Here is an 18,638-nt window from a genome sequence, read left to right as displayed (position 1 = left end):
AGCAATAATCAAATCTTTTATTTTCGATCAGGAGGAACAGTCATGGCTAAGCAATTGAACAAGCAGCTGGGAAGAAGTAGCGTACATATTGAGGATGCATTTTGGAACCGCTTTACGGAGCTGGTACGCGAGACGGTTATTCCCTATCAATGGGAAGCGTTGAATGACCGGATCGCAGATGCTGAGCCAAGTTACGCGATCCGGAACTTCCGCGTCGCGGCGGGGTTAGAGGAACATCCGTATGGCGGCATGGTGTTTCAGGACAGCGATGTGGCCAAATGGCTGGAAGCGGTTGGTTATTCCTTGGCGAATCATCCTGATTCGGAATTGGAGCATACGGCGGACGGCGTCATCGATCTCATTGCGCTCGCACAACATGAGAACGGTTATTTGAATACGTATTTCACGATAAAAGATCCCGGCAAACAGTGGACGAACCTGTATGAAGCCCACGAGCTGTATTGCGCCGGGCATATGATGGAAGCGGCAGTGGCGTATTATAACGCGACGGGCAAGCGCAAGCTGCTTGATGTGATGAGCAAATTCGCCGACCATATAGATTCGGTATTTGGCCCGGAAGAAGGCAAGCTGAGAGGTTACGACGGCCATCAGGAGATTGAATTGGCGCTTGTGAAATTGCATCAGGCAACGGGCGAACAGCGTTATTTGAATCTGGCACAGTTCTTTATAGATGAGCGTGGCGAGGAACCGAACTTCCTTGTCGAGGAAGGACATCAGCGCGATGGATACAGTTTGTGGGCGGGAGGCAAGCGTCCTGTGCCAACCGTAGCTCAATTGGCTTACAACCAAGCGCATAAGCCGGTTCGCGAGCAGGAGGCGGCTGTTGGCCATTCTGTCCGAGCCGTCTATATGTATACGGCTATGGCGGATTTAGCAAGACTTACGGGCGATCAAGAGCTTCGGGCAGCATGCGAGCGGTTATGGAACAACATGACTCGCAAACAAATGTACATTACCGGCGGTATTGGCTCCACGCATCATGGCGAAGCGTTTTCTTTTGACTATGACCTGCCTAACGATACGGTGTATGCCGAGACTTGCGCTTCGATCGGCCTGATCTTTTTTGCGCAGCGGATGTTGATGCTGGAAGCCAAAAGCGATTATGCCGATGTACTGGAGCGGGCTTTGTATAATAACGTGGTAGGCAGCATGTCTCAGGACGGGAAACATTATTTCTACGTGAACCCGCTGGAAGTATGGCCGAAAGCTTCCGAGAAAAATCCGGGCCGCCATCATGTGAAGGCAGAACGGCAGAAGTGGTTTGGCTGTTCCTGCTGTCCACCAAACGTGGCTCGTCTCCTTAGTTCCTTGAATGACTATATTTATACGGCTTCGGGCGCAGCCAACACGATTTACACTCATCTGTTTATTGGCAGCGAAGCCCGGTTTGATCTTGCTGCAGGTTCCGTTACCGTGAAGCAACAGTCCCAAATGCCATGGAAGGGGTATGCAAGCTTTGAATTTACGGAAGTTCCAGGCGGTTCGTTCACGTTTGCTCTCCGCATTCCGTCTTGGAGCAAGGGGCAAGCGGTTCTGAAGGTTAATGGGCAAATAACGGAATATACCGCGGACAATGGTTACGGCTTAGCGACACGCAATTGGCAGCAAGGAGATATTGCGGAATGGGAGCCGCAGCTCGAAACGCAATTAACGGCGTCGCATCCGGAGATTCGGGCAAATGCCGGGAAAGTAGCAATTGAACGCGGACCGCTTGTTTATTGCTTGGAAGAAGCAGATAACGGGGCACCGCTTGCCGCCATCTCGATTGCGGCTTCCGGCGTGCTGAACAGTTATTTCGATGATCAATTGCTGGGCGGAGCGGTTGTGGTTGAAGCAGAGGGCCGGTTAGATGAACAGGATTCTTGGCGGGAGGAAACGCCATATCGTCCGTATGCGAAACAGCAGGCATCCAAGCCGGTACAACTGAAAGCAGTTCCGTATTATTTATGGGGCAACCGCCAAAAAGGAGAAATGACCGTGTGGATCCGAGCGGTCAAATAAGAAAAGTGGAAAGCATACAATTTGTTGTATGCTTTCTTTTTTTTATAGGAAATGTATGGGAGGTTAATGTTATGATAAGAAAGCATGAACTTGATCGGGAGGGATTATGTTGAGGAACAATCATGAAATAGATTTTATGATTCATGGCGACGATATGCAGTTCGTTGAGATCGAGCTGGATCCGAATGAGACGGTAATCGCGGAAGCGGGAAGTTTGATGATGATGGATGACGACATACATATGGAAGCCATATTTGGCGATGGCAGCGGACAGTCGTCGGGCGGCATAATGGGCAAGCTGATGAGTGCGGGCAAACGGATTCTAACCGGCGAAAGCTTGTTTATGACCGCCTTCACGAACGAAGGCTCGGGCAAGAAGAAAGCCAGCTTTGCGGCCCCGTATCCCGGCAAGATTATTCCGATTGACCTATACGCGGCCGGCGGTAAAATGATTTGCCAGAAGGATGCGTTTCTTGCCGCGGCAAAAGGCGTATCGGTTGGCATCGAGTTCCAGCGGAAGATTGGAACGGGCTTTTTTGGCGGCGAAGGTTTTATTATGCAGAAACTGGAAGGCGACGGCCTTGCTTTCATGCATGCGGGCGGCACGATTATCCGCAAAGAGTTGAACCCCGGCGAGAAACTTCGCGTGGATACAGGCTGCTTGGTAGCTTTTACGCCAACGGTGAATTATAGCATTGAAATGGTAAAAGGAGTGAAAACCTTCCTCTTTGGCGGCGAAGGATTGTTCTTCGCTACGCTTGAGGGGCCAGGTACCGTCTATATTCAGTCCCTGCCATTCAGCCGACTGGCTAGCAGGGTATTTGCTGCAGCGCCGCGCGGATTTGGTACCGGCGGCAAGGATGAAGGCAGTGCGGCGGGCGCGATCTTCAATATGTTCAAAGGCGATTAATATGCAACATGAATTTAATCGCTCATGGTTATCTTGGAAGTTCGCGGATATCCAGAATAGGATCATAAAAGCGCTAGAACAGCTGAATGACGAACAGGTGAATTGGAGCCCTGATTCCAATAGTCACTCCATATCGACATTAATCAGGCATATCGCAGGCAATATCCTGGAGCGTGTAAATAAAGGCATTTTGGGTCAAGCGATTGTTCGGGATCGGGATGCGGAGTTAAGACCGATATTTCTTACAACAAACGAGCTTATAAGAATGGCACAGGAACGTCTTCAATTTGTAATCGAGACAATAAACACGTTATCGGATGAGCAATTGGTACAGACCCAGTCCGTACGCGGCAAGGAACGCAGTAATCTCGATATGCTGCATCAATGCGCAGCGCATTATTCGGAGCATATGGGCCAGATTTTCTATATTGCCAAGCAATTATTAAAGGACGATTATAGATCGACTTCCATATAAATTTTGAAGATGGACCGGCATTAATGGCAATCTACTTTCAGGGGAAAAGGGGACTCTATATGGACAGATTAGAGCTTGCAAGAGAAATTATGCAAACGTCGAGACTGACGGGAGAATTCAGGCTTCGTTCAGGGAAAACATCGAATCATTACTTCGATAAATACCTGTTTGAATCCAATCCCGTACTACTAGCAGCAATCGCGGAAGAACTTGCCCCCCTTGTTCCGGAAGGAACTGAAGTTCTAGCAGGGCTGGAGATGGGCGGCATTCCGATCGCCACTGCCCTATCTCTCAAGACGGGGATTCCCGTCGTATTCGTTCGCAAGAGAGCGAAGGAGTATGGCACCAGCAAACTGGCGGAAGGCATGGACATTACAGGGAAAAAGGTATGCATCATCGAGGATGTCATCACAACGGGCGGACAGGTGCTCCTCAGTGCTGCTGATTTGCTTAATCATGACGCGGAGCTGAAGGAAGTGCTTTGCGTCATTGAGAACGAGCCGGCAGGCAGAGCGAATCTGGAAGAAGCCGAATTTGAAGTTCATTCCTTGTTCAAGATGGAAGAGCTGCTGGCCGTAGTCGAAGAGAGAGTATGAATAAAAAGAGATGTCTCGTCAGTCATGGGAATGACAATGGGGCATCTCTTTTTATTGCTCACAGGGACAATCGTCCCCATACTTCCGACTGACTTACAGTCTACCTATGATGTGATATCCTAATAGTTGCCAAATCAACTAACTTTATTAGTAAAGGACTGGATCGCCTATGGAGATCGGATTTATGGACTGCATTGTGAATTTTCATACGAATCCGAGCAACAAGGAGAATAAGGAAGGACAATTTCAATTGCATTCCCATTCCTCCGCTGAGCTCACCCTTCTGATCAAGGGCGAAGGTTATTATTCCGCGGGGGAACAAAACGTTATAGCTCTTCCTGGAGACCTACTGCTTATCCCGGCGAATTTAAAGCACTGTTACGGTTGTATCCGGGCTTGGGAAGGTTATTCGCTGCATATCTACGACCAGAATATCCCCTCGTATTGCCAATATTTATTGTCGCATGCTTTCACGCAGCGGCCTGGGCCCATTCTGAAGGCGTCTTTAACTCCTGGAGCAATTGAGCGGGCGTTAACCGCCATGCGCCAAATTAGGGAAGAATGCGGGCGGGAGGAGAAGAACGAATATTCCTATGACGTGCTGCGAAACGGGTTGGAAACGCTGCTTCTGGCTTATCATACAGGAACTTGCGACAAGATAATTGAGGCTGCTTTGGAGCATCCGGAGGAGCAAATGATTCAGGACGCGCTCAAAGATATTCACCAGAATTACCACATGCCTTTGAAAGTGTCGGATTTAGCGGCAAACCATTACTTGTCGGAAAGCATTTTCCGTAAAAAGTTCATGGACCGTGTTGGCGTGTCTCCTAAACAATACATTATTACATTGCGGATTGACGAGGCCAAGCGGCTTCTGCACATATCGCGCAAACCCGTTGAATTTATCGCTACGGAAGTTGGATTTAGCTCGTCCAGCCGTTTTCACGAGGTGTTTGTCAAGCACGTGGGAATGACACCGATGGAATGGAGGCGGCAAGGGCAAACGAATAGTTGTCAATAAACGAAAAAGGACCTAGTCAAAAGGTTCTTTTTTCGTTTATGCGGATTTCGCTAGTGGAGGAGAAAACAAATATAACCATTTTCAACTGTTTTCAACCGTCGAATACGAAACGATTTTCTCCGCTTTTAGAAGTGTATGGAAGCGTTTTAATGAACTGGGTTTTAGAATCGTTCGCTATAATAAGGAATATTCCGGAGGGCAGACAGGATCCGGAGAAGAAAACCTAGACGGGAGGAACTGCATGAACCTCTTGAGCAGACACAAAAGAATATCGAGCCTTTGTTTGAGCGCGTTACTTCCAGCCCTTATGATCGTTTCAGGTTGCGGAAGCTCAGCTCCCGACCTGGTAGATCGGCTGAACGCCGGTAATGTGCAGGATATGCGGCAGCCGATACCGGATGCGCAGATTATGTATAACAAGGATAAGATTTTCCGTATTTTGGGCGGATGGCCCAAACCTCCGTTGTATCAAGGCAATCCATTTGGTTCCGGGGGAATTGGGGATAACAACACCCGTTACATGTATGAGGGACTATTCTACTTTATCCGGTCCATGAACAATGTGTACAACCGTCTGGCGGAATCCTCCGAGGATAACGAACTAACGACGACCGTACATTTGCAGCGAAACGTGAAATGGCATGACGGAGAACCTTTCACGAGCAAGGATGTTTGGGCGTATTATCGTCTGAACAACGGGGCTGAGGTGACGAAGTATTTAACCTCGATCGATACGCCCGATGATTATACCGTCGTATTCCACTGGAGGAATCCCGCGCCGTATCCCGAACTGAGGAAGCTGCTTCTTGCTCAAGACCTGCAGGGTGAAATTCCTTACCACCTCTACAAGAAATACGTGGATAAGGCTGATGCTTTGCTGAAAGAAGCGAAACCGCTTACAGACAAATCCAAGGACGGGCCATTTAATCTTGATATTACGGATGACCTCTCCAAACAAATGGCCTTGAACTGGAATGAGTTTACCCGTTCAGGCCCTGCGACCCCCGTCGGTACAGGACCTTATAAATTCGAAAAAGTGACCACCACCGATATGCTGCTCGACAAAAACGAAGATTATTGGCGGCCGGATGCCGTCCATTTCGATAAGATCTGGATCAAAAACGTGCCAGAGTTATCGGCCCAATACGCGCTAGTGAAGGCTGGCAAGCTGGATTGGTATGACGGCACGCCGCCAAAGGATATTCTTGACTCGCTGCTTAAGCAGAACAAAGATATACTGCACTATCGGATGTATGATCCGGCAAGCGTGGGACTGATGTACAACATCCGCAATAAACCTTTCGACAATGTGAAGTTCAGGCAGGCTATGACCTATGTGCTGGATAAAACAAAGCTGCGTGAAATCGGCAACTATTACGGGCAGGAATATCCGAAGATTTCAATGACGGGCATCATGCCTTCATCCTTGGATAAGGAAGTTGACGCATCCGTGCTCAACCAGATGACCGATTACACTACAAATCTGGAGAAGGCAGCCCAGCTGCTTAATGAAATCGGCTGGAAGAAAGGATCCGATGGGAATTGGCGCGACCCTAATGGCAAAGTGCCATCCTTCATTATCGGTGCGCCGAACAATTGGGCGCCTGGCGTGAACTCTGCCCAAATTGCCGCCGAACAATTCACCAAGTTCGGCATTCCGACCAAGCTAAAGGCGGTTGATAGCACCATCTATTTCGCTAACGCGGATAAAGGACAATATGACATGTCTATGGATTGGGTTGATATATCCTGGGGCTTCCAGAATGCGTGGAGTTCGATGCGCGTGCTGTTCTGGCAAGGAACGAAAACCAAGGTCGGCTTCCCGAATGTCAAGAAGAAGGACGCGAACGGGAACGAAGTGGATACAGGCAAGCTTGATCTGAAGCTGAAGGGCATCGACGGGAAAGTCTATGACATCGATCAGGAAATGAAGCGATACCCCTATGTGCAAGACGAACAGGAACGTCGCGAGCTTATCGCCAATTTGGCATGGATCGCCAACGAGAACTGCTGGGGCGTCAACTTTTTTCAGAATGCTACAGGCGCTTGGCTGAATACCAAGACAATGTCAGGGGACTTTCCGATGATGGATCAGATCGTCCCATACAACCGCGATATGCCTATCGCGACCGATCCGGAAGAGCAGCTTGCCATTACCCACTTGAACCACGGCTTCAACTCATCTTACATGCCGGAAGAATATTGGCCGAGATAAGAATAAACAATTGGAGGTGACAAGAATGAGCCTGAGTGGGGTTTTGAAAAGAATCGCCGTATCGCTGATCACGGTCTTCCTCGCCATGCTGCTTACTTTTTTCCTGCTGCGGATGACGCCCGGCAATGCGATCGATGCTTGGGCAAGGGACTTTGCCACCCAGCGCGGAATGAGCCTCGATGAAGCATACCGCCAGATCACGGCTATGATCAATTATAATCCGAAGGAGCCGATATTTACCCAATTGGGACGGTACTTGGGCGGATTGCTGCATGGCAATCTGGGCATGTCCATGATTTATCAGAACGTTTCGGTGAACGAGATTATTGCCAATGCGCTGCCCTGGACGTTGTTCGTACTGAGCGTGTCGCTTGTCATAAGCTTCCTGATCGGCATCAATCTTGGCGCCTTGATGGCGTTTAAACGCAAGACGATTCTCGATCCGATCATTTCGATCTATGCGATTCTTACATCATCCGTACCCAACTTCATCGTTGGCATCCTGCTGCTAGTTATCTTTTCCTTCCAATTCGGCTGGTTCCCGGTTAACGGGGCATATGATCCAATCGTGGAGCCCGGTTTCAACCTGCCATTCATACTTAACGTGCTGTATCACGGAGCGTTGCCTATACTGACCTATGTCATTACGACGATCGGGACATGGGCTCTGACCATGAAAGGAAGCGCGGTTAACGTGCTTGGCGAGGACTATATCGTCGCCGCCAGTATCCGAGGCGTCTCGGAACGGACGCTTATGAACCGTTATGTCAGGCGCAACGCGATGCTGCCGCTCATTACGACACTGGCCGTAAACTTTGGATTTATGCTCGGCGGATCCCCGCTGATCGAAAATGTGTTCAGTTATCCGGGCATGGGGTACTACATCGGGCAGGCGACACAACAGCGCGACTATACATTGATGCAGGGCTTGCTGCTCGTGACCAGCTTAGCGGTCATTCTGGCCAATCTGGCCTCCGACCTTATTTACGCCAAGCTGGATCCGCGCGTTAAGCTTGAGGAGGGCTGACGGATGAGTCAAGGTGTTATTGAATTCTGGCAAACGATGTACCGGAATAAGAAAGCGTTCTCAGGAATGATTATATTAGCCCTATTTATCTTTATGGCCGTCTTCGGACCTATGTTGGCGACGCTGGACATGACCGTTAATTTCGAAGGCCGGTACGAAAGCCCGTCTTTCGCCCATTGGTTGGGTACCGACTACGGCGGCAGGGATACTTTCCTACAGCTGGTGTACGGTTCGCGGGATGTTCTGCAGATTGGACTATTCGCCGCCATGTTTACGCTAGTGCTTGGATTTGTTATCGGCGCGGTTTCCGGATTTGCCGGCGGCAAGACCGACACGGTGCTCATGTTCATTACGAACTTGTTCCTGACGGTTCCGAGCTTTCCCGTGTTGATGATCGTAGCAGCTCTTGTTCAGATCAAGAACCCGATCATGTTTTCCTTTATTCTGGCGGCTTGGTCCTGGGCACCGCTCGCCAGGGCAGTTAGGTCACAGCTGCTCTCGCTCAAAAACCGCGAATTCATTATCGCCTGCCGAATTATGGGCCTAAAGACGCCCTATATCTTATTCCGGGAAATTCTTCCGAACCTGACGCCCTATCTGGCGATTAATTTCATCATGGCGGCACAAGGTGCCATCGTTGCCAGCGTCGGCTTGATGATGCTTGGTCTTGCGCCTTATTCTCCGACCAACTGGGGGATGATGATCCAGCTTGCCGTTCAGAACACGGGAGGTATTTTTAACCCCAAAGGCTATATTTATCTGGTCTCTCCGATCATGTGTCTAGGGCTGTTCCAAATGGCCTGCATCTTCTTCAGCAATGGGCTGGAAGAGGCGCTTAATCCGAGACTGAGAACGTAAAGAGTTGAGGGCGAAGGAGGGGACATGATGGAATCGTTGGTGGAAGTAACCGGACTTACAATCGAATTTCCGACCCGTGCCGGGCTGTTGCGGGCTGTCAACGAAGCGAGCTTTGTCGTCCCGAAGGGTAAGATTACAGCGCTTGTCGGAGAAAGCGGCAGCGGGAAATCAACGATGGCTTCTGCCATTTTGCGTGCGATTTCTGCTCCAGGACGGGTGTCGAGCGGCTCGATAAGGTTTGATGGCCGGGATGTGATGAGAATGGGCAAAAAAGAATTGCAGTCTTACAAATGGGAGCAAGTATCCATGGTGTTTCAGGCGGCTCAGAATGCTCTCAATCCAGTTGTGCGCATTAAGGATCAGATCATGGAGACGTTCCGTGCCCATGCCCATTCCAAACCGTATACGGAGAAACAGATGACAGAAAGAGCAAGGAATCTGCTCGATTATGTGCGGCTTGATCCGGATCGGGTACTGAATTCGTTCCCGCATGAGCTCTCGGGCGGCATGAAGCAACGGGTTATGATCGCCTTCAGCCTGCTGCTCGATCCCAAGCTTGTCATTCTCGATGAACCAACCACTGCACTAGACGTTATTACGCAGGCTTATATTTTCGATATTCTCAAAAAAATACAGAAAGACATGAACATCTCCATGCTGCTATTGACCCACGATATCGGCGTCGTAGCCAAAACCGCCGACAGGGTCGGCGTGATGTATGCCGGCAACGTCGTTGAAGCCGGCGATGTCTACGATATGTTCAAACGACCGAAACATCCCTACACGGCGAAACTCATGAAAGCTGTTCCTAGCCTGTATGAAGATATAACGGAACGGAAGGGAATTCCAGGAACACCTCCGGATTTGCTCAATATGCCGCCGGGATGCCCCTTCCATCCGAGATGCGAATTTGCGCACGATAAATGCAGGGTGGAGAATCCAGTCAAAGTGTACACGCCTGCTGGGCATGAAGTGGCTTGCCATTTATATCCGAATCCCGAGTCTGTAGCGGAGGTGCGTACATCATGAGCGTAAGAAATCTAGAGTCAGAATTGGAGCTCAAACAGAGGACGCGGGGAGCTGCCAGAACGGCAAGTTCTGAGGTATTGATGCGGCTTGATCGCGTAAGCATGTATTTCGAACGGAACCAGAGCATGTTTGGCCACGCCCAGAAAGTGGGTGCAGTGGTTGATGTCAGTCTAGATATCCATCCCGGAGAGATTATTGCCTTGGTTGGCGAGAGCGGGTAACGGCTCGCTATATCGCAGGCAGAGGACGCATGGCCGTCATGTATCTCGGACGCGTTATGGAATTGGGCGGCGTCATTGACGTTCTCAACGAGCCGAAACATCCTTATCTACAAGCTCTACTATCCGCTGTTCCAACTCCCGATCCCGAGGTTGCCAGGGCGATGGCGGAGCTGCCTCTCCGCAGCCTGGAGATGCCAAACGCGGCCAAACCACCTTCCGGTTGCCGCTTCCATCCGCGCTGCCCTATAGCATCGGCAAGATGCTCAACGGAAGAACCCCAGCTCCGTTTGGTAGGATTGGAGCAGACCGCTTGCCATTATGCGGAGGAGTCGCATGAGCTCTGGCAGCATAAGATGACTGAGCTTGGCGTCAGGACGAAGAAGTGATGGACGACTTCGGCGCGCTGTCAAGAATTGCCCTCTCGTTGTCGCTTGTCCTTCTGCTGCTTTCCTTCGTATGCTTGGCGGCCGTTCAGCCCGGAACTGGCCAATATGTTGTGGTTGTTTTGTCCATCTGGATTAATATCGTTCTCTCAGGATGCATTATTCTTGTTACGGTTTGGAGAAAAATGCGAGAATCTAGGGGCCAAAGGGAGAAGAGATGAAGAAATGAACAAGAAAGAGCTGCCTCTAACCATTCCCGTGAATGGCCTAAAGGGCAGCTCTTTGCATTTACTTATGTTATTTCCGTCCGTTCAGCATTTCCCAGCGGTATACATATTCGAACAGGAATTCAAACGCTTCAATGTGGCGTTTCGCCTCGAAGGCGTTAGCGCCCCAGGCGTAAATGCCGTGTTTGCGAAGAATGATGCCCGGAATTCGTTTGTCGAGGCGCTCCGTCACTTCCGGTACGATACGCGGAATTTCGGCAAAGTTGGAGACGATCGGAATATCGATATGGGCTTCTTCATCCCAAATGTTTAATCCTTTAATGAGCTCCACGCCGTCAACCGGAACCGCTCTGCGTTCCCAGAACCATTCGGACATGACGGCGCTGTATACGGAATGCACGTGGAAAATAGCGCCTGCACCCGTTAAACGGTAAATCTCGTTGTGAATCAGCGTTTCGGCGGAAGGCTTCAAGCTGGTTGCTTCACAAGCTTTTCCGTCCTTATCGACAAACAGATAGTCTTCCGGCGTATGTACCGTCTTATCCTTGCCGCTAGCCGTAATCGCGAAGTAGAATTCGTCTGGCGTATAATCGCCTACGCGAACGGAGAGATTGCCGCTTGTTCCGGCAAACCAGCCGCGGGAAGCAAATAATTCTTTAACGCTGCGCAGGTCGGCCAGCGCCTGCTGCTTATGTTCCAGCTTAATATCGGAGAAAGCCATATTAGACAATCCTTTCTTTCTTCAGCTCATGCACAATGTCATGGAAAGTAGTAAATTCGGTATGCGGGAGGCCAAGCTCCTTGCATTTGTCCGTTAAATAATGGCGGGAGAAGACCGTGTCGGCCAGCTTAGCGCCTTCGAAATCGGTTACGCTGTCGCCGATAATGATGCTTTCATATTCCGTTGCCGGGAATCGGCGCATAATGGTCGTTTTGCACATGCCGCAGTCATTGGTACAATGCCCGTCGCATGGATGCGGCCATGTAATTTCGATCTGTTCGCCTGAGAAATCGCTGCCGTTGCAATAGATATGATACTCCGGAATGCCAAAGCGAGCGAGTACCGGGAATACAAAAAAGTCGATGCCGCCGCTTGTCACGTAAAACTCGATATTCTCGTCTTTGCAATATTGAAGCAGCTCGGCAAAGCCGTCTCGAATCTGCACGTTGTTAATCCCATACTCCACAACTTCCCGTTGAATGGAAGTCGGAAGGAGGCGGAACATTTGGCCTACGCCGTCCCGGATCGAGATCTTTTGAGAAAGCACGCTTGTTGCAATCTCTTCCCAGCCAGGCGGATTGAAATGTTTGATAATAGCTACAATGTTATCGTTGACGGTGATGGTTCCGTCGAAATCACAGAAGATGACGCGTTTCTTAGCTGTAGTCATTCCTTAATCCCCCATGCATCAATAGCCGCTTGAAGCGGTTCATTGCCAGGCTGAGCTGCCGCTTCGCGTAGCGGTACGCCGTTCATGGCTGCCGTAATCGCGCTGCGGAAAGCTTTGCCGCCTGCTGCAGTGCCCATTGGGTGGCCGTGGATACCGCCGCCGGCATTCACAACTACATCCGTGCCGAAGTCGCGCAATATAAGCGGAACGAGTCCCGGATGGATTCCGGCAGACGGAACAGGGAAGCTTGTCCGAAGCGTATCGGAAGGCGCGAGCAGCGCATCTTTTACCGCCAGATTTTCTGCCTTCGGCATAACGACCGAGCCGTATGGCGAAGGGAATAGGACCAAGTCCGCGCCCGCAAGGCGCATCAGCTTGCCAAGCAACACGGAAGCGCTAATCCCGTAATGCGGCGATGGATAGAAGGCGCCGGCCATTGCCGGGTGAGCCGCGATTGGCACGTTAATCTCCGGATCTTTGCTCAGCTCATGCATCACGTCGTACCCGTAAGACAATACGTTGAACAACAGCGCGTTAGCGCCAGCGGCAATCGCTTTGCGCGCTTGGCTTGCTAATTGTGAAGTAGGACCGGTCAGGTTAACGGCATAGAGCAGCTTTTGCCCTGTTTCCTGCTGTGCTTTGCGGGCCGCCTCCATGCATACTTCCACGCGTTTCTCAAGCGGAGTGAGCGGGTTCTCGAACAGGATTTCATCATCCTTAATAAGGTCTACGCCACCAAGCGCTTGCTTATAGAACTGCTCTTGCAGGTTTGGCAAGTCATGGCCAACAACCGATTTGAAAATACTCATCAAAAGCGGGCGGTCGTGAACGCCAAGCAGCTGTCGTACGCCTTCAAGGCCGAATTTCGGGCCAGGGAAAGCCGACTGGAATTGCTCGGATACATCGAGATCGATCAGCTTGATTTTGCCGTCCATCGACAGCTTGCCGAAGATCGTAACGAGCAGGGCAGGAATATCGCGGCTGAAGTTGATGTCCGGATAGGCAATGCGGATGTCTGCATAACGCTCGCTGCCTGCTTGTTCGTGAACCTCCACAGAAAGTACTTTGCCAAGATGTTTTTCCATCTCGGCTTTGCGCGCTTCGGGGAGCTCGGTCCAGCTGCCAACCGTCAAGCCAACGGCGATGGACAATGCTTTTTTATCAAAATCCGCTTTGTCGTCAAAGCAGCGGTAAGTAGCAATACACATCTGGTTCATTAGGCTAACGTGCTCCTTTCGATATCCGCTCCGATTTCGCCGGCGCGTTCAGCGGAGCGCATCATGCCGCGAACGACAGCTTCCGTTAAACCGCTCTCTGTCATCGATTCAATGGCTGCTTGCGTAGTTCCGTTTGGAGAAGTTACTTTGCGGCGCAGCTCGGCAGGTTCTTCGCCAGTTGCCCGTACCATCTCGGCAGCGCCAAGTACCGTCTGGATAATCAGCTGTTTGGCCTGATCAGCCTGAAGGCCTAGCTTCTCCGCGGCTTCCATCATGGCTTCCATGAAGAAGTAGACATAAGCCGGGCCGCTGCCCGATACGCCAACGATTGAATCCTGCAAAGATTCGTCTACGACGGCATTAATGCCGATCGATGCAAACATCGTTTCGGCGAGCTTGCGCTGCTCATCCGTTACGCTTTCCGAGTAGCTGATTCCGGTTACGCCAAGACCAATCGTGCTTGACGTGTTAGGCATCGAACGCACGATTGCCGCGGATTTGCCCAATACGCGTTCCATTGAAGCAATCGACAAACCGGCGATCACCGATACGATGAGCTGATTGTCTTTCACAAGATGTTTGATCGATGAGATCGCGCTCACCGCATCCTTGGGCTTCATCGCCAGGAAAAGAATATCGGCATCTTCAATAAATTGCTCATTCGTTGAACCGTTGAGTACCGTCTGCACGCCGTAACGCTCGGATAGTTCGTTCAACCGGTCTGCGTTCTGGCGGTTCAGCATTGAAATTTGTTCGGGTTTGGTCAGCTTTTGATTAATAAGTCCACGTACGATGGCTTCCGCCATCGAGCCTGCGCCGTAGAAGCAGATTTTCAAAGCTTCAACATTGACGCGGGCATTCGTTTGTTCCATCGATAACATAGGATTCCCCTCCAAACGATTTATCTGGTCTTAACCGCGAATTTGGCCATTGCCGTAAACGCGGTATTTTGTAGAAGTAAGAGCTGGCAGCCCCATGGGGCCGCGTGCATGCAGCTTTTGCGTGCTGATGCCGATCTCGGCGCCAAAGCCGAATTCAAAACCATCCGTGAAACGGGTGGAGGCGTTATGATAAACGGCAGCCGCATCTACTTCGTTCAAGAAGCGTTCCGCGTGCTCCGCATTTTCCGTTACGATACATTCCGAATGCTTGGTGCTGAACTTCCGGATATGGTCAAGCGCCTCATCTAAGTTTGCTACAATACGAATATTTAAAACATAATCGTTATATTCCGTTGCAAAATCTTGTTCCGTAGCAAGCTTGATCTGCGATAGACGTTCCGAAGTTCGCTTGTCGCCGCGGAGCTCTACGTTTGCGGAAACAAAGCGATCGGCGATTTGCTGCAAATGGCGTTCGGCGAATGCTTCATGCAAGACCAGCGTCTCCATCGAGTTGCAGACGGAAGGGCGCTGAACTTTCGCGTTAAAAGCAATCTGTTCCGCCATATCATAATCCGCGCTCTCATCCACGTACGTATGGCAAATGCCTGCGCCCGTCTCAATAACGGGTACGGTGGCATTCTCAACCACATTTCGGATCAAGGCAGCACCGCCGCGAGGAATGACAACGTCGAGCAGACCGTTTAATTTGAGCATTTCATTGACGGAAGCACGGTCGGAGTCTTCGATAAGCTGAATGGCATCCTCAGGCAAATCCGTAGTTGCGAGTGCATTTCGGAGTACTTCAACGATTTTGCGGTTGGATTCCAAGGCAGCGGAACCGCCGCGCAGCACAACGCAGTTGCCGGTCTTCAAGCATAAACCAACGGCATCAACCGTTACGTTAGGACGTGCTTCGTAAATCATGCCGATTACGCCAAGCGGAACGCGCGTTTTTTCAACGCGAAGGCCATTTGGACGGTCGAATTGCTCGATCAGTTCGCCAACCGGATCGGGAAGATCCACGACCTGGCGAAGTCCTTCGGCAATTCCCGCAACGCGATCTTCATTGAGGGCAAGCCGGTCCAGCAGGGAAGGGCTTGTGCCGTTCTCGCGGCCGCGCTCCAGATCAAGGGCGTTTGCTTCAATAATGGATGCTTGATCCTTAATTAAAGCGTCAGCCATCGCCGAAAGGGCGTTGTTTTTCTGCCCGGTCGTCATTTTGTTCATGATAGTTGCCGCAGTTTGCGCTAAAGTTGCTTTTTGTCTTACTTCGCTAGCCATGTTGATTCCTCCTAAAATGAATTATCACCACCATGACCCTAGAAAGGGGCATGGTGATGATTCATACTTCGAAAGCATAAACCTAATGAATTATCGCCACAATCGCCCTAATCAGGGGCATGGTGATGATTCATACTTCGAAAGCATAAGAAGCTCTTATCGCAAGGAAACCCACTCGTCGCGGTGAATGACCTCGATTCGCGCCACATCTACGCGGCGTTTCACTTCTTCGGTACTTAGACCGGCTACGGCCTGAATCTGCCAAGCTTCATAATTGACAACTCCGCGGCCGATCGTTTCGCCCGAGAGGTTCGTAACTTCTACAACGTCCCCGGAATGAAAATCACCTTGGATTTCCTTGATTCCGGCAGGAAGTAGGCTTTTACCGCGCACAAGCAGCGCATGTTCAGCCCCGTCGTCGACCACGATACGCCCATGCGGATTGGAGTGGAAGCCAAGCCATTGCTTTTTCATGGGCAAACTATGTAATTGCGTATCGAAATAAGTGCCTTTGCCCGAACCGTCAACCGCCAATTGTAGATCGCCGGTCTGCTGGACTTTGCCGATGAACGCCCGGACGCCGCCACGCATGGAGATGCGGGCAGCTTCAATCTTGGAGCGCATGCCCCCGGTACCAACTGCAGAACCTGCACCGCCGGCCAGCTGCATGATCTCTTCGGATATCTGATCGACGCGCTCGATTTTGACGGCATGGGGGTTCTTCCGCGGATCTTCCGTATAAAGACCGTCCATATCCGTGATCATGACAAGCCTGCTCGCTTTCGTCATCGCCGCAACGAGGGCGGACAATTTGTCATTGTCCCCAAACTTCAGTTCAAGCTCATCGGTCGCGACCGTATCGTTTTCATTAATAATCGGAATAATGCGAAGACGCAGCAGTTCTTCGATCGTCTTGAGGGCGTTCCGGATCCGTGTACGGTTGGAGAAGTCGGCGCGCGTGAGCAGTATTTGCGCCACGCCGATCCCATAATCGCCAAAAGCTTGCTGATAGGCTTGCATAAGCAATGCCTGGCCAACCGCTGCCGCCGCTTGCTTCTCATGGACCGCCTTGGGTCTTGCGGCGTAGCCAATCTGGCGGAAGCCGGCGGCAACCGCGCCGGAGGTTACAAGAATAAGAGGGCAGCCTTGTTTGTGCAATGCAGCGAGTTCGGCTGCGAAATAGGTGATGCGTTCACGGTTTAAGCCGCCTTCTTCCGAAGTTAAGGAGCTGCTTCCGATTTTGACAACGATTCTATCCGACATGTTCTCATCCCATTTCATGGCAAAATAAAAAGACTTCCGTCCGTAAAGGACGAAAGTCTATAGCTTCCGCGGTACCACCTTTGTTGACCGGACGGCGCGCATGCGCATGTCTGGTCCATCTTTAGGCCTCGTAACAGGAGGCGCTGTCCGGCTTGCGCCGGCCGCTCAGGGGTTGGATTCAGCAAGAACCGGGGCAAATCTTGCAGCCTGATGGATTTGCTCTCTGTACGCGGTTCATCTTGCTTACTAGTCCCGTCATCACGTTACATGTTCAGTTAATGTTAGCATATCATGATCACTGAATGCTGTAAAGCAAGGCAAGCGCCGCAAAATCAAACGGCAGACCGGGAAGAAGCGGCCTGCCGAATAGGTTAGAAGATGCCGAGTTTTCCAATTCGCTCGATCGCTTCAACAAGCCGTTCTTCGCTGGTCAACAAGCCCAACCGAACATAACCTTCGCCATGGGTACCAAAGCCATTGCCGGGAGCGACAACAACATCGGCTTGCTCCAGTACAAGGTCGGCGAACGATTCCGAAGTATAACCTTCCGGTACCGGGAGCCAGCAGAAGAAGGAGCCGCCAGGACGTTCGGCCTTCCAGCCGATTCGCTCGAGAGCGCCAAATACAGCTTCGCGACGGCTTTCATAACGGGCGTTAAGCTCGACCACGCAATCCTGCGGACCGGTAAGCGCCAGAGCCGCAGCTTCTTGAATGCCTCCGAAGAGACTGCAATAGTAGTGGTCTTGAATCAGATTGATCAGCGAGACGATCTGGGCATTTCCGATTGCGAATCCAACCCGCCAGCCCGCCATGTTGTACGTTTTGGAAAGGGTGTAGAATTCCACGCCAACTTCCTTGGCGCCAGGCGTCTGAAGGAAGCTGACCGGCTTCTTGCCGTCGAATCCAATCGCACCGTAAGCAAAATCGCTTGCTACAACAACGCCGGACTTGCGCGCAAAAGCAACGGTTTCTTCGTAAAACTCGGAATCCGCTACAGCGCCGGTCGGGTTGTTAGGGTAATTGATAAACATCAGCTTCGCGCGCTTTAGAGCTTCCTGATCTATCGCGTTATAATCCGGCAGGAATCGGTTATCCGCCGTGAGCGGCATAAAGCTCATCTCGGCGCCGGATAAGGCAACTCCGGACCAATAGTCCGGGTAACCCGGATCCGGTACCAGACAAACATCGCCCGGGTTAAGCAGGCATTGGCTGATTTCAACCAGACCCGTTTTGCCCCCGAACAGAATAGCAACTTCCGTGGCTGGATCAACTTCCACGCCATAATCTTCTTTATAGCGCTGCGCGACCGCTTCCTTCAAGAACGAATAACCGCTAAACGGCGGATACTTATGGTACATCGGATTTGCCGATGCTTCCTGCATTTTGGCTACGATATGGGGAGGGGTAGGCTGATCGGGATTGCCTTGCCCCAGATTGATGACGTCCCGGCCTTTGGCCGCCTGGGCATTCGCTTTGCCGACAAGCTTGGCGAAAAACTGCGTAGGCAGCGCCGTCATTCGGTCTGCCGGTTTGATTACATGATTATTGACTTGAGTCTCCATTTGCTCACACTCCACCATAATTGCTCTCTAATCGAGTAACGACATTTGTATAAATGTAG

At 51.0% G+C, this 18,638-nt stretch carries 18 protein-coding genes; 11 read left to right on the top strand and 7 right to left on the bottom strand.

The features are described from left to right. Window positions 1–42 precede the first annotated feature (42 nt). The 11 genes from QQK89_RS16425 to QQK89_RS16375 all read left to right on the top strand — a co-directional run bounded on the left by QQK89_RS16425 (window position 43) and on the right by QQK89_RS16375 (window position 10,760). Window positions 43–2,022, top strand: a complete 1,980-nt coding sequence (locus tag QQK89_RS16425) for a glycoside hydrolase family 127 protein (RefSeq protein ID WP_284239719.1) — start codon at window positions 43–45, stop codon at window positions 2,020–2,022. Between the two features lie 106 nt (window positions 2,023–2,128). Beyond that, window positions 2,129–2,932, top strand: coding sequence for a TIGR00266 family protein (locus QQK89_RS16420; protein ID WP_284239718.1), 804 nt, complete (start codon window positions 2,129–2,131; stop codon window positions 2,930–2,932). Window position 2,933: 1 nt separating this feature from the next. Beyond that, window positions 2,934–3,407, top strand: a complete 474-nt coding sequence (locus QQK89_RS16415) for a DinB family protein (RefSeq protein WP_284239717.1) — start codon at window positions 2,934–2,936, stop codon at window positions 3,405–3,407. 59 nt (window positions 3,408–3,466) lie between these two features. Beyond that, complete coding sequence (gene pyrE, locus QQK89_RS16410; RefSeq protein WP_284239716.1) at window positions 3,467–4,003, top strand: orotate phosphoribosyltransferase; 537 nt, start codon at window positions 3,467–3,469, stop codon at window positions 4,001–4,003. A gap of 184 nt (window positions 4,004–4,187) precedes the next feature. Beyond that, window positions 4,188–5,024: an AraC family transcriptional regulator gene (locus QQK89_RS16405; RefSeq protein WP_284239715.1), complete on the top strand. Its 837-nt coding sequence runs from the start codon at window positions 4,188–4,190 to the stop codon at window positions 5,022–5,024. Between the two features lie 283 nt (window positions 5,025–5,307). Continuing rightward, complete coding sequence (locus QQK89_RS16400) at window positions 5,308–7,239, top strand: ABC transporter substrate-binding protein (protein WP_284239714.1); 1,932 nt, start codon at window positions 5,308–5,310, stop codon at window positions 7,237–7,239. A gap of 25 nt (window positions 7,240–7,264) precedes the next feature. Continuing rightward, window positions 7,265–8,266 (top strand): ABC transporter permease, encoded by a 1,002-nt coding sequence (locus QQK89_RS16395; protein ID WP_284239713.1) that lies wholly within the window; start codon window positions 7,265–7,267, stop codon window positions 8,264–8,266. A 3-nt stretch (window positions 8,267–8,269) separates the two neighbouring features. Further along, complete coding sequence (locus tag QQK89_RS16390) at window positions 8,270–9,124, top strand: ABC transporter permease (RefSeq protein WP_284239712.1); 855 nt, start codon at window positions 8,270–8,272, stop codon at window positions 9,122–9,124. A gap of 24 nt (window positions 9,125–9,148) precedes the next feature. Further along, on the top strand, window positions 9,149–10,153 hold the full coding sequence (locus QQK89_RS16385) for an ABC transporter ATP-binding protein (RefSeq protein WP_284239711.1): 1,005 nt from the start codon (window positions 9,149–9,151) through the stop codon (window positions 10,151–10,153). Continuing rightward, complete coding sequence (locus QQK89_RS16380) at window positions 10,150–10,374, top strand: hypothetical protein (RefSeq protein WP_284239710.1); 225 nt, start codon at window positions 10,150–10,152, stop codon at window positions 10,372–10,374. Before QQK89_RS16385 ends, QQK89_RS16380 begins: the two co-directional genes overlap by 4 nt. Before the next feature lie 29 nt (window positions 10,375–10,403). Then, complete coding sequence (locus QQK89_RS16375) at window positions 10,404–10,760, top strand: oligopeptide/dipeptide ABC transporter ATP-binding protein (RefSeq protein WP_284239709.1); 357 nt, start codon at window positions 10,404–10,406, stop codon at window positions 10,758–10,760. A 294-nt stretch (window positions 10,761–11,054) separates the two neighbouring features. On the opposite strand, the gene mtnB is transcribed toward QQK89_RS16375, so the two are convergent. The 7 genes from mtnB to QQK89_RS16340 all read right to left on the bottom strand — a co-directional run bounded on the left by mtnB (window position 11,055) and on the right by QQK89_RS16340 (window position 18,579). Continuing rightward, window positions 11,055–11,705, bottom strand: coding sequence for a methylthioribulose 1-phosphate dehydratase (gene mtnB, locus QQK89_RS16370; RefSeq protein WP_284239708.1), 651 nt, complete (start codon window positions 11,703–11,705; stop codon window positions 11,055–11,057). Between the two features lies 1 nt (window position 11,706). Beyond that, entirely contained in the window at window positions 11,707–12,375 is a 669-nt protein-coding gene (locus tag QQK89_RS16365; RefSeq protein ID WP_284239707.1) for a 2-hydroxy-3-keto-5-methylthiopentenyl-1-phosphate phosphatase, read from the bottom strand. Beyond that, window positions 12,372–13,592: a 2,3-diketo-5-methylthiopentyl-1-phosphate enolase gene (locus QQK89_RS16360; protein ID WP_284239706.1), complete on the bottom strand. Its 1,221-nt coding sequence runs from the start codon at window positions 13,590–13,592 to the stop codon at window positions 12,372–12,374. Before QQK89_RS16360 ends, QQK89_RS16365 begins: the two co-directional genes overlap by 4 nt. Next, window positions 13,592–14,473 carry a pyrroline-5-carboxylate reductase gene (gene proC / locus QQK89_RS16355; RefSeq protein ID WP_284239705.1) on the bottom strand — a complete coding sequence of 294 codons (882 nt, stop codon included), beginning with the start codon at window positions 14,471–14,473 and terminating at the stop codon, window positions 13,592–13,594. Before proC ends, QQK89_RS16360 begins: the two co-directional genes overlap by 1 nt. 30 nt (window positions 14,474–14,503) lie before the next feature. Further along, window positions 14,504–15,754 carry a glutamate-5-semialdehyde dehydrogenase gene (locus tag QQK89_RS16350; protein WP_284239704.1) on the bottom strand — a complete coding sequence of 417 codons (1,251 nt, stop codon included), beginning with the start codon at window positions 15,752–15,754 and terminating at the stop codon, window positions 14,504–14,506. A 156-nt stretch (window positions 15,755–15,910) separates the two neighbouring features. After that, window positions 15,911–17,017 (bottom strand): glutamate 5-kinase, encoded by a 1,107-nt coding sequence (proB, locus tag QQK89_RS16345; RefSeq protein ID WP_284239703.1) that lies wholly within the window; start codon window positions 17,015–17,017, stop codon window positions 15,911–15,913. A gap of 371 nt (window positions 17,018–17,388) precedes the next feature. Beyond that, window positions 17,389–18,579, bottom strand: a complete 1,191-nt coding sequence (locus QQK89_RS16340; protein WP_284239702.1) for a pyridoxal phosphate-dependent aminotransferase — start codon at window positions 18,577–18,579, stop codon at window positions 17,389–17,391. Window positions 18,580–18,638 lie beyond the last annotated feature (59 nt).

The organism is Paenibacillus glycanilyticus, from assembly GCF_030161375.1.
In the GTDB taxonomy this organism is placed as follows: Bacteria; Bacillota; Bacilli; order Paenibacillales; family Paenibacillaceae; genus Pristimantibacillus; species Pristimantibacillus glycanilyticus_B.
Note: the sequence above shows the minus strand (reverse complement) of the source record. Positions and strands in the feature narration are given on the sequence as shown.